The sequence below is a fragment of the Lelliottia sp. 489 genome (assembly GCF_050435885.1).
Classification (GTDB): domain Bacteria; phylum Pseudomonadota; class Gammaproteobacteria; order Enterobacterales; family Enterobacteriaceae; genus Enterobacter; species Enterobacter nimipressuralis.
The window spans coordinates 198,499-210,787 of sequence record NZ_JBNDLC010000001.1 but is presented as its reverse complement, the minus strand read 5'-3'; the positions used below and the strand labels follow the sequence as shown (position 1 = coordinate 210,787).

The 12,289-nt window shown below is 56.6% G+C and carries 12 protein-coding genes; 4 read left to right on the top strand and 8 right to left on the bottom strand.

Features of this window, described 5'->3' with window-relative positions; genetic code table 11:
* Positions 1 to 234: 234 nt before the first annotated feature.
* Positions 235 to 579, bottom strand: a complete 345-nt coding sequence (osmE, locus tag ABIE11_RS01090; RefSeq protein ID WP_100780498.1) for an osmotically-inducible lipoprotein OsmE — start codon at positions 577 to 579, stop codon at positions 235 to 237.
* 231 nt (positions 580 to 810) lie between these two features.
* Between osmE and nadE the strand changes: the two genes are divergently transcribed.
* Entirely contained in the window at positions 811 to 1,638 is an 828-nt protein-coding gene (gene nadE, locus ABIE11_RS01085) for an ammonia-dependent NAD(+) synthetase (protein ID WP_100780499.1), read from the top strand.
* Between the two features lie 162 nt (positions 1,639 to 1,800).
* Positions 1,801 to 2,679 carry an excinuclease Cho gene (gene cho, locus ABIE11_RS01080; RefSeq protein WP_198520741.1) on the top strand — a complete coding sequence of 293 codons (879 nt, stop codon included), beginning with the start codon at positions 1,801 to 1,803 and terminating at the stop codon, positions 2,677 to 2,679.
* Here the strand turns inward: cho and ves are convergent.
* The 7 genes from ves to astC all read right to left on the bottom strand — a co-directional run bounded on the left by ves (position 2,657) and on the right by astC (position 10,350).
* A complete protein-coding gene (gene ves, locus ABIE11_RS01075; protein WP_102103501.1) occupies positions 2,657 to 3,214 on the bottom strand; it encodes an environmental stress-induced protein Ves in 558 nt (185 codons plus the stop codon). The two genes, cho and ves, sit on opposite strands and share 23 nt — an antisense overlap.
* 297 nt (positions 3,215 to 3,511) lie before the next feature.
* A complete protein-coding gene (spy, locus tag ABIE11_RS01070) occupies positions 3,512 to 4,000 on the bottom strand; it encodes an ATP-independent periplasmic protein-refolding chaperone Spy (RefSeq protein ID WP_123429060.1) in 489 nt (162 codons plus the stop codon).
* Between the two features lie 327 nt (positions 4,001 to 4,327).
* Complete coding sequence (gene astE / locus ABIE11_RS01065; RefSeq protein WP_429183598.1) at positions 4,328 to 5,293, bottom strand: succinylglutamate desuccinylase; 966 nt, start codon at positions 5,291 to 5,293, stop codon at positions 4,328 to 4,330.
* A 9-nt stretch (positions 5,294 to 5,302) separates the two neighbouring features.
* Positions 5,303 to 6,628 (bottom strand): N-succinylarginine dihydrolase, encoded by a 1,326-nt coding sequence (gene astB / locus ABIE11_RS01060; RefSeq protein ID WP_429183597.1) that lies wholly within the window; start codon positions 6,626 to 6,628, stop codon positions 5,303 to 5,305.
* The gene (gene astD, locus ABIE11_RS01055) at positions 6,615 to 8,102 is read right to left on the bottom strand and encodes a succinylglutamate-semialdehyde dehydrogenase (protein WP_429183595.1); all 1,488 of its coding nucleotides are present in this window, start codon (positions 8,100 to 8,102) and stop codon (positions 6,615 to 6,617) included. Before astD ends, astB begins: the two co-directional genes overlap by 14 nt.
* Positions 8,099 to 9,133: an arginine N-succinyltransferase gene (gene astA, locus ABIE11_RS01050; protein WP_312069200.1), complete on the bottom strand. Its 1,035-nt coding sequence runs from the start codon at positions 9,131 to 9,133 to the stop codon at positions 8,099 to 8,101. Before astA ends, astD begins: the two co-directional genes overlap by 4 nt.
* On the bottom strand, positions 9,130 to 10,350 hold the full coding sequence (gene astC, locus ABIE11_RS01045; protein WP_429183593.1) for a succinylornithine/acetylornithine transaminase: 1,221 nt from the start codon (positions 10,348 to 10,350) through the stop codon (positions 9,130 to 9,132). The genes astA and astC overlap by 4 nt, the downstream gene beginning before the upstream one ends.
* Positions 10,351 to 10,783: 433 nt before the next feature.
* Here astC and xthA point away from each other — a divergent pair, with 433 nt between their 5' ends.
* Together xthA and ABIE11_RS01035 are read left to right on the top strand one after the other, a co-directional pair.
* Positions 10,784 to 11,590 (top strand): exodeoxyribonuclease III, encoded by an 807-nt coding sequence (gene xthA, locus ABIE11_RS01040; protein WP_102103494.1) that lies wholly within the window; start codon positions 10,784 to 10,786, stop codon positions 11,588 to 11,590.
* A 6-nt stretch (positions 11,591 to 11,596) separates the two neighbouring features.
* On the top strand, positions 11,597 to 12,277 hold the full coding sequence (locus tag ABIE11_RS01035) for a TVP38/TMEM64 family protein (protein WP_429183591.1): 681 nt from the start codon (positions 11,597 to 11,599) through the stop codon (positions 12,275 to 12,277).
* The last annotated feature ends 12 nt before the right edge of the window (positions 12,278 to 12,289 follow it).

The window sequence follows — 12,289 nt, the reverse complement described above, 5'->3', positions numbered from 1 at the left end:
CACCATCGCCCTTCAGCCCGCTGATGAGTGTTACTTTTGTTTGTCATTGAATGGAGTATACGGCAAGGCATAGGGAGCGGATAATTCAGCACGAGTCACAATTGTCTCTCCTTGACCTGTCGTTTTGACTGCCCTCACAGTTTAGGCAAATAATTCGCGCAAAGAAATAAGATTATTGCAGGCATAAAAAAACCGGCACATTGGCCGGTTTGTTACATCGCTCAGGCAAGCAGGTTATTGCGCCTTAGGTGCCTGCGGGTCGGTGTCGTACTCAGCACAGGTCTGATAACCTGAATTGATCACGTGTCCTGTATCGTCCAGAGCCACAAAGTAGGTCTCTGCTTTACCATCACGTTGACCCAGAATATAGGTCTGGCAGGTCCCACGTGCGTGGATCATAGTGACTTCGGAAGAAGGTTTGCCAGCCACCTGCGCTACCTGCGCACGGCTCATCCCTTTCTTCACATCTTTAACTACCGGCTGTGTGAACTGATCGGTTGTACGATCGTAAGCTGTACAGCCCGCCAGCATAGTCAATACCGCCGCTGCACTTAAAATTCCCGCTACATTCTTGTTCATTTTCCGTCCTCTTGTTTATCAGCGTGTTATCTAAGCATGGGATAAAAAATTCGATTCTTCAACTTTGTCTGCGAAGCGGGATGTTTTTCGGAAAATTCTAATAAAACAACGATAACCTACTAAATCGTCGCAATTTGCCGCACTCGAAACTGTGATCCTTGTCGTTTTACGCCCAAAGGGTTAGTTTTAACGGATACTCATTCTGCTTCGTTTTTGCTAATGGAGGGCGTAATGGCTCTGCAACAAGAGATTATTCATGCGCTTGGCGTAACGCCTGCGATAGATGCTCATCAAGAAATCCGCCGCAGCGTCGATTTTTTGAAATCCTATCTGAAAACGTATCCGTTCCTGAAGTCACTGGTACTTGGCATCAGCGGCGGTCAGGACTCAACCCTGACCGGCAAACTGTGCCAGCAGGCGATCTCAGAATTACGTCAGGAGACGGGTGATGACGCGCTGCAGTTTATCGCCGTGCGCCTGCCTTATGGCGTCCAGGCCGACGAGCAGGATTGCCAGGATGCAATCTCCTTTATCCAGCCCGATCGCGTGCTCACCGTGAACATCAAAGGCGCGGTATTAGCCAGCGAACAGGCGCTGCGCGAGGCCGGCATTGAGCTGAGTGATTTCATTCGCGGCAACGAAAAAGCCCGCGAGCGCATGAAAGCCCAGTACAGCATCGCCGGAATGACCAAAGGCGTGGTGGTCGGCACCGATCATGCTGCGGAAGCGGTCACCGGTTTCTTCACCAAATACGGCGACGGCGGTACCGATATCAACCCGATTTTCCGTCTCAATAAACGCCAGGGTAAGCAACTTCTTGCCGCGCTGGGCTGCCCGGAGCACCTCTATAAGAAAGCGCCGACCGCCGATCTGGAAGACGATCGCCCTTCCCTTCCGGATGAAGCGGCGCTGGGAGTGACGTACGACAATATCGACGATTATCTGGAAGGCAAAACGCTCGATGAGAGTATCGCCCGCACTATTGAAGGCTGGTATCTGAAAACCGAGCACAAGCGACGCACGCCGATTACCATCTTCGACGACTTCTGGAAACGCTGATTCCCCAAGCGCATTGCCGGGTGGCGCTACGCTTACCCGGCCTATTTTAACCCCTGCGATGACCGTAAGCCCTACGCACACAGCCCGCCAGACGAAGCCGCCTCTTTTTTAACCACTCACTCTTTGCTACACTGTATGCCTGAACAGTATCAGGAGTCTTTTGTGAGCAGGCGTCAATCTGCCCCGCGTCTTGAATTTGAAGCGGGGGCTATCTACGAATATCCCGAACATCTTCGCCCCTGGCTGGAGGCACTGCCGAAACAGCCTGGCGTCTATTTCTTTCATGGCGAAAGCGAAGCGATGCCGCTCTATATCGGTAAAAGCGTCAATATCCGCAGCCGGGTGTTATCGCATTTACGCACGCCCGACGAGGCCGCGATGCTGCGCCAGTCGCGGCGCATCACCTGGACGCAAACCGCCGGGGAGCTGGGCGCGCTGCTGCTCGAAGCCCGGTTGATCAAAGAACAGCAACCGCTGTTCAATAAACGTCTGCGCCGCAACCGCCAGCTGTGCTCGCTGCAAATCACCGACGGCAAACCGCAGGTGGTTTACGCCCGTGAGATTGATTTCTCCCACGCGCCGAATTTATACGGCCTGTTCGCCAACCGCCGCGCGGCGTTGCAGGCGCTGCAATCTCTCGCTGATGCAGAGAAACTTTGCTACGGGTTATTAGGTCTGGAGTCGCTTACGCGCGGGCGCGCCTGTTTTCGTTCCGCGCTGAAGCGCTGCGCCGGGGCGTGCTGCGGCAAAGAGAGTGTGGAAGATCATCAGATGAGGTTAAAGGCCGGGCTGGCGGCGATCAGCGTAACCTGCTGGCCGTGGCAAGGCGCCATTGCGCTGAAAGAGACCAGCAACGCCATCACGCACTACCACATTATTCACAACTGGCTGTGGCTGGGGGCCGTCGACACGTTAAACGACGCCGCGGCCCTGCTGCGCACGCCTGCCGGGTTTGATCAGGACGGCTACAAAATTCTCTGTAAGCCGCTGCTCTCCGGGCAGTATGAAATCATTGAACTTAGTGACCCGGCAGCCACGTAATCTCACTGAACAGCAGCGTTCCTTCTGATTCCAGTAAGCGCAGGGTGTGTATGCCATCCTGCCAGCTGGCGCCCTGATCGGCGGTGAGGAATTTGTCACCCAACTGCCAGGCACCGCTCAGAACGAAAACCACGCCGCCGCGCGAGGCGAAGGTGGTAAAGGTGCGATCCGCCACCCGCACGTTGGCCTTGCAGCGATCGCGTTTCGTCATGATATTGAAATCCATCGACATCTGCCCTTCCGTGAGCTTCGCCTTCACCGGATGGTCGCCCGCAAAACTAAATGGCTGGTGACGCTTCAGGGTATGACAAAAGGTCTGGCCCGCATCGAGGGTCACTTCACCGCCCTCAATCAGGGTAATCACCCGATCGACGCCGGGAAAGAGAGAGAATTCGCCGTTGCTGGCGATAGAAGCAATACTGGCGCGCCAGTGAAAATCACGGGTCGCAGTGGGAAAGCAACAAATCTCACGGGTTTCACCCGCCCCATTACGCCAGAGATTCACCGGCATTTTGCGGATATCAAAAAACTCCATCACCACTCCTGAAAGGCGCAATCGCACCAGAGCGACAATATCAATAGCGTCGCTGTCTTGATTGTTATCGTTAGGTAATCACAGACGTATTATCGGCAGCAATGCAAAGGGGCCTTAGGCTCATGGTGAAAAAAACTCTAACGCCCTGACTCTGTTAAGCATTCTCTGAACCGACTACAGGAGCATACCGTGATGGCAGCGCGAGACAAGAGGGTGTGAAAGAAAAAACCGCCGGACCTGTCCACAGCGAATGCGCTTTTGTGAACAGGTTTCCGGCGGTCTTAATATGTTGTGCTGTTATTCAGCAGGCGGAGCCATTTTACCTTCTGGCGCCGGACGTTCTGTCAGACGCTTCTCAAAATTGGCATTAAATTGCTTTTTCTGTTCCGGGGTCAGAATGTTGTAGATCTTGTTCTGAGTTTCCATGCGGGCCAGCATACCGGCTTTGTGCTGCTCGGCCATTTTGTCGATCTGCGCTTCGGCTTTCGCTTTATCGAAGCTGTCGCTGGCAATGATGTCATGCATTGCGCGGCGTTCTTCCAGCGGTGGACGTTTCATCTGGTCGCGCTGGCTTTTCATGATGTCACGTACCTGCTGTTTCTGTGCATCCGTCAGGTTCAGGTCTTTAAACATCATGTCGTGATGCATACCCGGCTTGCCTTTGTGATGCATCATCTTGCCTTCAGCAGGTGCTGCGGTCGTGGTCGCGGTATCCGCAGCGAACGCCATGCTGGTAGCGCCCAGAGCCAGGGTAGAAGCAACAAACAGTGCAGTTAATTTACGCATAATTGTTTTCCTTACTTTCAGTTATTCTTCGGCGCTATGCCGTGTTGACGAGATTAACTTTACGGGGTTTATCGTCAATTAGTCAGAGCAACGGTAAAACAATGAAAGTGTAAAAAACAATTTATAACCAAATGTGGAGGAATTAAGGATAAAGCGTGGAGAGTTGAAACAAAAATATTCAATTAGCTGATTTTAAAGAGATTGTGAAAGAGTATAGCGAACTGGAGATTAATAATAAAGCAGGTATCCAGGAATAATCTGTAAACTTTACACGATCGCCATAATAGATAATTTCCCGCCTCCCTGTCAGACGCGGGAAATTATGCCTCAACCTATTTTTTCCAGCATCAGTCCGGCCCGTAAACCAAAGGCCACAGCCGGATTGGGGAACAACACGTACTCCGTCGTTTTCTGCACCTCGTAGCGCTCATCGCCATCTTCTGCCAGCAAAATCCCCTGGCGGAACGGCGTGAAGTTTAGGGTATGCGCCGCCATGTGCAGCCGGAACGCGTCGCTGCGACGGGTGATTTGTTGCACCACCCGATAGCGCTCAACCACTTCGGCATGCGGCTCAGGCTCAACGCCCGCGAGCAGCGCCCGCAGCGCCAGGTGCGTTGGGGCAAATCGCGTCAGATCGTTATGGCCAAATGGCAGCGCTTTGCCCAGTTCCAGCGTGCAGGCCAGCGCGCCGAAATGCTCACAGGTGAAATGGGTAAAGGTTCCGCCCGGCGACTGATGGAACACCAGCGCTTCGAGTCCTGCATCGCCCAGCCATTGCAGGAACCGTTCATCCCAGGGCTGCTCGCGCTGGGGCAACACGCCAAAGCGCACGTGATACGACGCCCGAATGGCAGTGTGCAGATCCAGATGCCAGCGGTCCGGGCCGGCTGCCGCGTAGAACTCGCTGACGGCGTTTTCCAGCACCGGCACGCGTGCCGTCTCCTCACAGGGTGCAAACTGCGCCGCGCGACCGCCAAACATCCGGTTAATATCACTCTCCAGATAGCGTTTGTTGTGCGCCAGCGCCGCAGGGTTCCCGAGCACCACCAGCACACGACAGCGCAGGTGGATATCCCCGTGAAACAGCGCGCGGATCAGCAGATCGACAATCTCCACCGGTGCGGTTTCATTGCCGTGAACACCCGCCGAAAGCACCAGCGCGCGGCCGCTCTCTTCAAACGGGGTCAGTTCCAGTAGCCCGCGCCCATGCCATTTCCAGTGAAACGACGTCCCTTCCCCCTCTTTTTCAGCGGGCGTTTCATCGGCCAGCGTCAGCGCCAGTAAATTCTCCATGCTCTCTCCTTAGCGCTGGAACGGATAAACCGAACCGAGCTGCAGGATCGTGGTCAGGGCATCCAGCGCCTCGCGCCCTTCGCGCAGCAGCTGCGGATCGACCAGATCCGCCTGCGTCAGCTGGTCGCGGTAATAGCGGTCCACCCAGTTATTCAGCGTGTTAAACAGTGTGTCATTCATCATTACTGCGGGGTTTACTGCCTGCATTTCTGCCTGTGTCAGGACGACGCGCAGACGTAAACAGGCTGGTCCTCCGCCGTTAGCCATACTTTCACGCAGATCGAAAACCTTCAGCTCGCTGATGGGATTATCGGCCTTCACCAGCTCGCTCAGATAGCGCCATACTCCCTGATGGTTGTGCGACTCTTGGGGCAGCACCAGCATCATGCTGCCATCGTCACGGCTCAACAGCTGGCTGTTAAAGAGATAGGTTTCCACCGCATCCTGCACGCTCACGGCGTGCGTCGGAACCTGAATCGGCGTAAAGCCCGGAACGCGTTCCGCAAGATTTGCCAGCAATTTATCCTGCTGAGCAAACGCCTGATCATGACAGAACAGCACCTGACGGTTCGACACGGCGATCACGTCGTTGTGGAACACACCCTGATCGATCACCTGAGGATTCTGCTGGGCAAACACCACCTGCCCCGGATTCACCTGATTGAGCCGTGCCACCGCCTGGCTTGCCGCCAGCGTCTGCCGGGCCGGATAGCGCACGGGGGCATGGTGACCGCTCTCATCCCGGCCATAGATAAACAGCTGCGTTGCCGGGTCGCCATAATCGCCGCCCAGACGGTTATGGTTGGCCGCCCCTTCATCGCCAAACATGGCGACCTGCGGCAGTGCCTCGTGGACGCTAAAACGTTCCGCATCGCTGAAAATGGCGCGCAGCACGCGCTCGGTGGTCACCGCCTCCGTCGCGCGATGGAATTTGTTATTGAGGTTGGCGACGGTGAGATGCACTTTGCCATCCAGGGTATCCGCCGAGGGTGCGACGGTGGCCGCGTTCGCGACCCACATCGACGACGCCGAACTGGCCGCCGACAGCAGATGCGGCACCTGAGTACCGGCTTTTTCCACCACCTGTTCATCGCTGCCGCTAAACCCAAGCTGGCGCAGGACCTCGACGTTCGGGCGCTCCTGCGGCGGGATCACCGCCTGCGGGAAACCGGCATCGGCCAGGGCTTTCATCTTTTGCAGCCCCTGCTTCGCCGCAAGCTTTGGGTTCGACATCTGGAAGCGGTGTTTCGTCGAGGCTTCGTTACCAAACGACAGCCCGGCATAGTGGTGGGTCAGCCCCACCAGCCCATCAAAGTTGACCTCACGCGCTTTCATGGCCATCCCCTTTACTAAAATCAAGCCCCGGATTGAGGGTTTCTGGCAGAGTCAGCGCAGGAGTTTCGAGGCTCGCCATCGGCCACGCGCAGTAATCTGCCGCATACCAGGCGCTGGCGCGATGGTTGCCGGAGGCGCCCACGCCGCCAAACGGCGCAGTGCTCGCCGCACCGGTCAGGGGTTTATTCCAGTTCACAATCCCGGCGCGCGCTTCAATCAGCAGCGTGTCGAATTTCTCGCGATCCGGTGAAATCAGGCCGCTCGACAGGCCATAGCGCGTATTGTTCGCAAGCGCAATCGCGCTGTCGAAATCGTCATAGCGCCAGACGCACAGTAGCGGCCCAAAGGTCTCTTCATCCGGCACATCGCTCGCCGCGCTCATTTCCACAATCCCCGGCGTCAGAAGCGACGTGCCTGGCTGGACAAGCTTTGGCTCGAGCAGGCTTTTCCCGCCGCGCGCCACGTGATCGCGCCAGGCGTTGACCACGTTCTGCGCCGCCTGTTCGGAGATCAGGCCGCCGATAAACGGCTGCGGCTCAGCGTCCCATGCATCAGGTTTTAGCCGCGCACTCACTTCCACTAAGCGCGCCAGAAACGCATCGCCCTGCGCGCCGCGTTTAACCAGCAGACGGCGCGCACAGGTGCAGCGCTGCCCGGCGGTGACAAACGCCGACTGGATAGCCAGATGCACGGCGGCGTCGATATCATCAGGATCTTCAACGATCAGCGGATTATTGCCGCCCATTTCCAGTGCCAGAATTTTTTCCGGCTGGCCCGCCAGCTGGCGATGCAGATGATAGCCGGTCCCCGCGCTGCCGGTAAACAGCAGCCCGTCGATATCACTCAGCGCGCTCAGCGCCTGACCGGTTTCACGCCCGCCCTGCACCAGGTTCAGCACGCCCGGCGGCAGACCCGCCTGTTCCCACAGTTTGACCACCGCTTCGCCACTCCAGGGCGTCAGCTCGCTCGGTTTGAAGATCACGGCGTTTCCCGCCAGCAGCGCAGGCACAATGTGGCCATTCGGCAGATGGCCGGGGAAATTATAAGGGCCGAAGACTGCCAGCACGCCATGCGGGCGGTGGCGCAGAGTGGCTGCACCGTCGGCCATCTCCGTATGCTGCTCGCCAGTACGAGTGTGATAAGCCTTCACCGAAATCGCGATTTTGTTGATCATCGCCGTGATTTCCGTCGCCGCTTCCCAGCGCGGTTTGCCGGTTTCACGGGCGATAATGCTGGTCAGTTCGACTTTATTGGTCTCCAGCAGTGACGCGAATTTCTCAACAACCGCCTGACGCAGGCTAAACGGCTGTTTGGCCCACGCCGGGAACGCAGCGCGTGCAGCTTTGCAAGCCTGTTCCACCTGCGCGGCGCTGGCATCTGCACCCGTCCACAGCGCCTCTTTACCCACCGGGTTGGTTTTCACGCGGCGTTCGCCTTCACCCGTCACCCAGTCGCCATTAATCCATAAACTCATGCTGTTTTCTCCTCGGGGCAGAGTCGCACCAGGCGCACCGTGTCGCCTGCGCTACATTTCAGGGCATCCAGCTGGGCTGCGGTCAGCACCAGTCGTTCACATTTTGGATTCGCGTGCACCAGCATGGCGCGAAAATGATCGTATTGTTCATTCGCCACCAGGCAGGCTGGTAATTCGCCTGGCGCAGGCTGCCCTTCGGCGACCGTCACCAGACGGCTTTTACGGATGGCGCGAACGCGATCGATATCGCACTCCAGCGTCGGGCCACCGTCAAAAATATCGACATAGTTCCGATAGCGGAAACCCTCTTTCTCCAGCACCGCGCGCGCGGGTGCCGTCTGCGGATGGACTTCGCCAATCACGGCCTGCGCTTCGGGGGTGAGGAAATGGGTGTAGATCGGATGTTTCGGCATCAGCTCGGCGATAAACGCCTTCTGCCCGGTGCCGCACAGATAGTCCGCGCGGCTGAACTCCATCGAGAAGAAGCGCTCGCCGAGGCTTTCCCAGAACGGGGAGTAGCCGGTTTCGTCGATCACGCCGCGCATCTCCGCCACCACTTTTTCATTAAAGCGGTCGCGGAAGGCAGCCATAAACATAAAGCGTGATTTAGAGAGCAGATAACCGTTGCCCTCTTTGCGCCAGGCCGGGTCGAGAAACAGGGTGCAGAGTTCGCTACTGCCGGTGTGATCGTTGCTCAGTGAAAGCGTCGGCAGCGCGTTATAAATGTTCAGCTCTTTCGACGCATGAACCAGCGTCCCCACGCGGTAGTTGTACCAGGGTTCATTCAGGCCGACCGCCACTTCAATGGCGCAGATCCCGGCCACGGTTCCTGTTTCCGTCTCTTCCAGAACAAAGACGTATCCCTGTTCGCTTTTCGGCACCGTCCCTTGCCAGGTATGGATGGCGCGCTCGATGCGCGCCGACAGCGTTTTTTCGTCGGCAGGAAGCGAGGTCAGCCCGCCTCCCGTCTTACCGGCAAGCTGCATAAGCCCGGCGAGATCGCCGCGCTCAACGGGACGGATGACCATCATGATGACACCCCGGATTTCACCTGTTCACAGGCCAGCGCAAAGCGATCCAGACCGGTGGTGATCTCTTCTTCACTGACGATCAGCGCCGGGGCAAAACGCACCACGTTCGCGCCTGCGATCAGCACCATCACACCCGCTTTTGCTGCTTCCTGTGAAATAAGTTTAGCTTTTCCGGCAAATTCAGCGGTCAGTTCGCAGCCAATTAACAGCCCCAGCCCACGAATTTCTTTGAACATGCCGACCTTGCTGTTGATCGCATTCAGACGCTCAACAAACCAGTCGTGACGCTGTTTCACGCCGTTTAACACCGCTGGCGTATTGATGATATCCAGCACCTGGCCCGCCACTGCGGATGCCAGCGGGTTACCGCCGTAAGTGGTGCCGTGGGTGCCAACGATCATCACGCTGGCACATTTATCGGTGGTGAGCAGCGCGCCAATCGGGAAGCCACCGCCCAGCGCTTTCGCCGTCGACAGCACATCCGGCGTGACGCCGTAGTGCATGTAGGCGTAAAACTCGCCCGTACGGCCAACGCCCGTCTGCACTTCATCAAAAATCAGCAGCGCGTTGTGCTGATCGCACAGCTCGCGAAGCCCCTGCAGGAATGCTTTATCTGCCGGAACCACACCGCCCTCGCCCTGCATCGGCTCGACGATCACTGCACAGGTATTGTCATTAATCAGCGCTTTTGCAGACTGCAGATCGTTAAACACCGCATGGCGAATGTCCGGCGGTAACGGGGCAAAATCCTGGGAGTAAGCGGGCTGCCCACCGGCGCTGACGGTAAACAGCGTGCGCCCGTGGAAGGCATTTTTGAACGCTACGATCCCGCTTTTCTGCGCGCCGAAATGGTCGTGGGCATATTTGCGCGCCAGCTTCAGGGCCGCTTCGTTGGCCTCAGCACCGGAGTTACAGAAGAAAATTTTCTCGGCAAAGGTCGCGTCGATCAGCTTTTTCGCCAGGCGCAGCGCAGGCTCGTTGGTGTAGCCGTTACCGGTATGCCAGAACTTCGCCGCCTGATCGTTGAGGGTCTGACGCAGCGCCGGGTGTGCGTGCCCCAGCGCGTTCACGGCAATACCGCCCGCAAAATCAATATACTCTTTACCCTGCTGATCCCACAGGCGTGAGCCTTCCCCGCGTACCGGAATAAAAGCCGCCGGAGCGTAAACCGGCATCATCCATTCATCAAAATTTTCACGCGTAATTGACAGAGACATAGCGACCTCATCCGGTAAATAATAAGTTGTTTAAATGTTAAATATTTGAGTGTTTGCACTGTGAATGTAGATTGCAGAGTTCGTGCCAGCCAGCGATAAAATTGCATAAACGGGTTGCCGGGACAGAATATCAATGAGTTAGGATATGGAGTTATTCATTGTTAATGCATATTAAGTGAATATTTTTACGATAAGCGGCGGTTCGCGGGACGAAAACGAGAAATATTATTCACAAGCAAAATATAATTCTGGAATTGTGATCGCTCGCGAAATTTATTGACCGTTTACGCCCCTTTTGAGGGCAAGACGCATCGAAATGGTGCAAAAATTGCACCGTCGGCAGGATCTGTTGCAGTTATTGGTCTAACCCGGTAACAGGCGGCGCAAATTCTGCTACCATCCATGCACTATTCACCTTGCACTGGCAGCGACTATGAAATTTGTCTCTTTTAATATCAACGGCCTGCGCGCCCGCCCTCACCAACTGGAAGCCATTGTTGAACAACATCAACCTGACGTGATCGGCCTGCAGGAGACAAAAGTTCACGACGATATGTTCCCGCTGGAAGACGTTGCGAAGCTGGGTTACAACGTCTTTTATCACGGTCAGAAAGGCCATTACGGCGTGGCGCTGTTAACCAAAGAGACGCCTGTCTCGGTCCGCCGCGGCTTCCCTGGCGATGACGGTGAAGCACAGCGCCGCATTATCATGGCGGAGATCCCGTCCCCGCTGGGTAATATTACCGTTATCAATGGCTACTTCCCGCAGGGCGAAAGCCGCGACCACCCGACCAAATTCCCGGCAAAAGCGAAGTTCTATCAGGATCTGCAGGATTACCTGAACACCGAGCTGAACAAAGAGAATCCGGTATTGATCATGGGCGACGTGAATATCAGCCCGACGGACCTGGATATTGGCATTGGCGAAGACAGCCGCAAGCGCTGGCTGCGCACCGGTAAATGCTCCTTCCTGCCGGAAGAGCGTGAGTGGATGGATCGCCTGATGAGTTGGGGCCTGGTAGACACCTTCCGCACCGCCAACCCGGAGACGCAGGATCGCTTCTCATGGTTTGATTACCGCTCAAAAGGCTTCGACGATAACCGTGGCCTGCGCATCGACCTGCTGCTGGCAAGCCAGCCTCTGGCCGAGCGCTGCATCGAAACCGGGATCGACTACGATATTCGCAGCATGGAAAAACCGTCCGATCACGCGCCGGTCTGGGCGAAATTCAAGCTGTAAGTGCCGGTGAACGCGTCAAAAATCCTCTTCCTGTGCGCCCTGTTGGGCGCATTTGCTTTGCTCATCACGCAACTGCCGCCGGGCTTTCTCTCCCTGGATGCGATCCGCGCCCATCGGCTGATGCTGCTGGATAACGTCGACCGCGCCCCGGTGCAAAGTGCCGCGCTCTATTTCGCCCTGTATGTGCTGATTTCCACCTTTTCGATTCCTGGTGCGGCGCTGTTAACGCTGCTTGGCGGCGCGTTATTCAGCTTCTGGGAGGGGATGATGCTGGTCTCTTTTGCCTCGACGCTGGGGGCGACACTGGCGATGCTCGCCAGCCGCTATGTGCTGCGCGACTGGGTGCAGCGCCGCTTTGCGAAACCGATGCAGACGGTGAATGAAGGGGTGAAACGCGATGGCGCGTTTTACCTTTTTGCCCTGCGCCTGATGCCGGTGTTCCCGTTTTTTCTGGTTAATCTGCTCTGCGGGCTGACCTCTCTCAGCGTGGCGCGTTACTGGTGGGTTAGCCAGCTGGCGATGCTGCCGGCGACGGTGGTTTTCCTCAACGCCGGGCGCGAACTGGGGCAACTGACCTCTCTGCGCGATATTCTGTCGCCGGGAGTGCTGATCGCCTTTACACTGTTAGGGTTATTGCCGCTGATCGCTCGCTGGCTGTTTTCTCGCTTCACCCCTTCATCTCATTAACAGGGAGGCATT

Coding starts and splice junctions, on each gene's coding strand:
- osmE (WP_100780498.1), bottom strand. CDS start 579: ATGAACAAGAATGTAGCGGGAATTTTAAGTGCAGCGGCGGTATTGACT.
- nadE (WP_100780499.1), top strand. CDS start 811: ATGGCTCTGCAACAAGAGATTATTCATGCGCTTGGCGTAACGCCTGCG.
- ves (WP_102103501.1), bottom strand. CDS start 3,214: ATGGAGTTTTTTGATATCCGCAAAATGCCGGTGAATCTCTGGCGTAAT.
- spy (WP_123429060.1), bottom strand. CDS start 4,000: ATGCGTAAATTAACTGCACTGTTTGTTGCTTCTACCCTGGCTCTGGGC.
- astE (WP_429183598.1), bottom strand. CDS start 5,293: ATGGAGAATTTACTGGCGCTGACGCTGGCCGATGAAACGCCCGCTGAA.
- astB (WP_429183597.1), bottom strand. CDS start 6,628: ATGAAAGCGCGTGAGGTCAACTTTGATGGGCTGGTGGGGCTGACCCAC.
- astD (WP_429183595.1), bottom strand. CDS start 8,102: ATGAGTTTATGGATTAATGGCGACTGGGTGACGGGTGAAGGCGAACGC.
- astA (WP_312069200.1), bottom strand. CDS start 9,133: ATGATGGTCATCCGTCCCGTTGAGCGCGGCGATCTCGCCGGGCTTATG.
- astC (WP_429183593.1), bottom strand. CDS start 10,350: ATGTCTCTGTCAATTACGCGTGAAAATTTTGATGAATGGATGATGCCG.
- xthA (WP_102103494.1), top strand. CDS start 10,784: ATGAAATTTGTCTCTTTTAATATCAACGGCCTGCGCGCCCGCCCTCAC.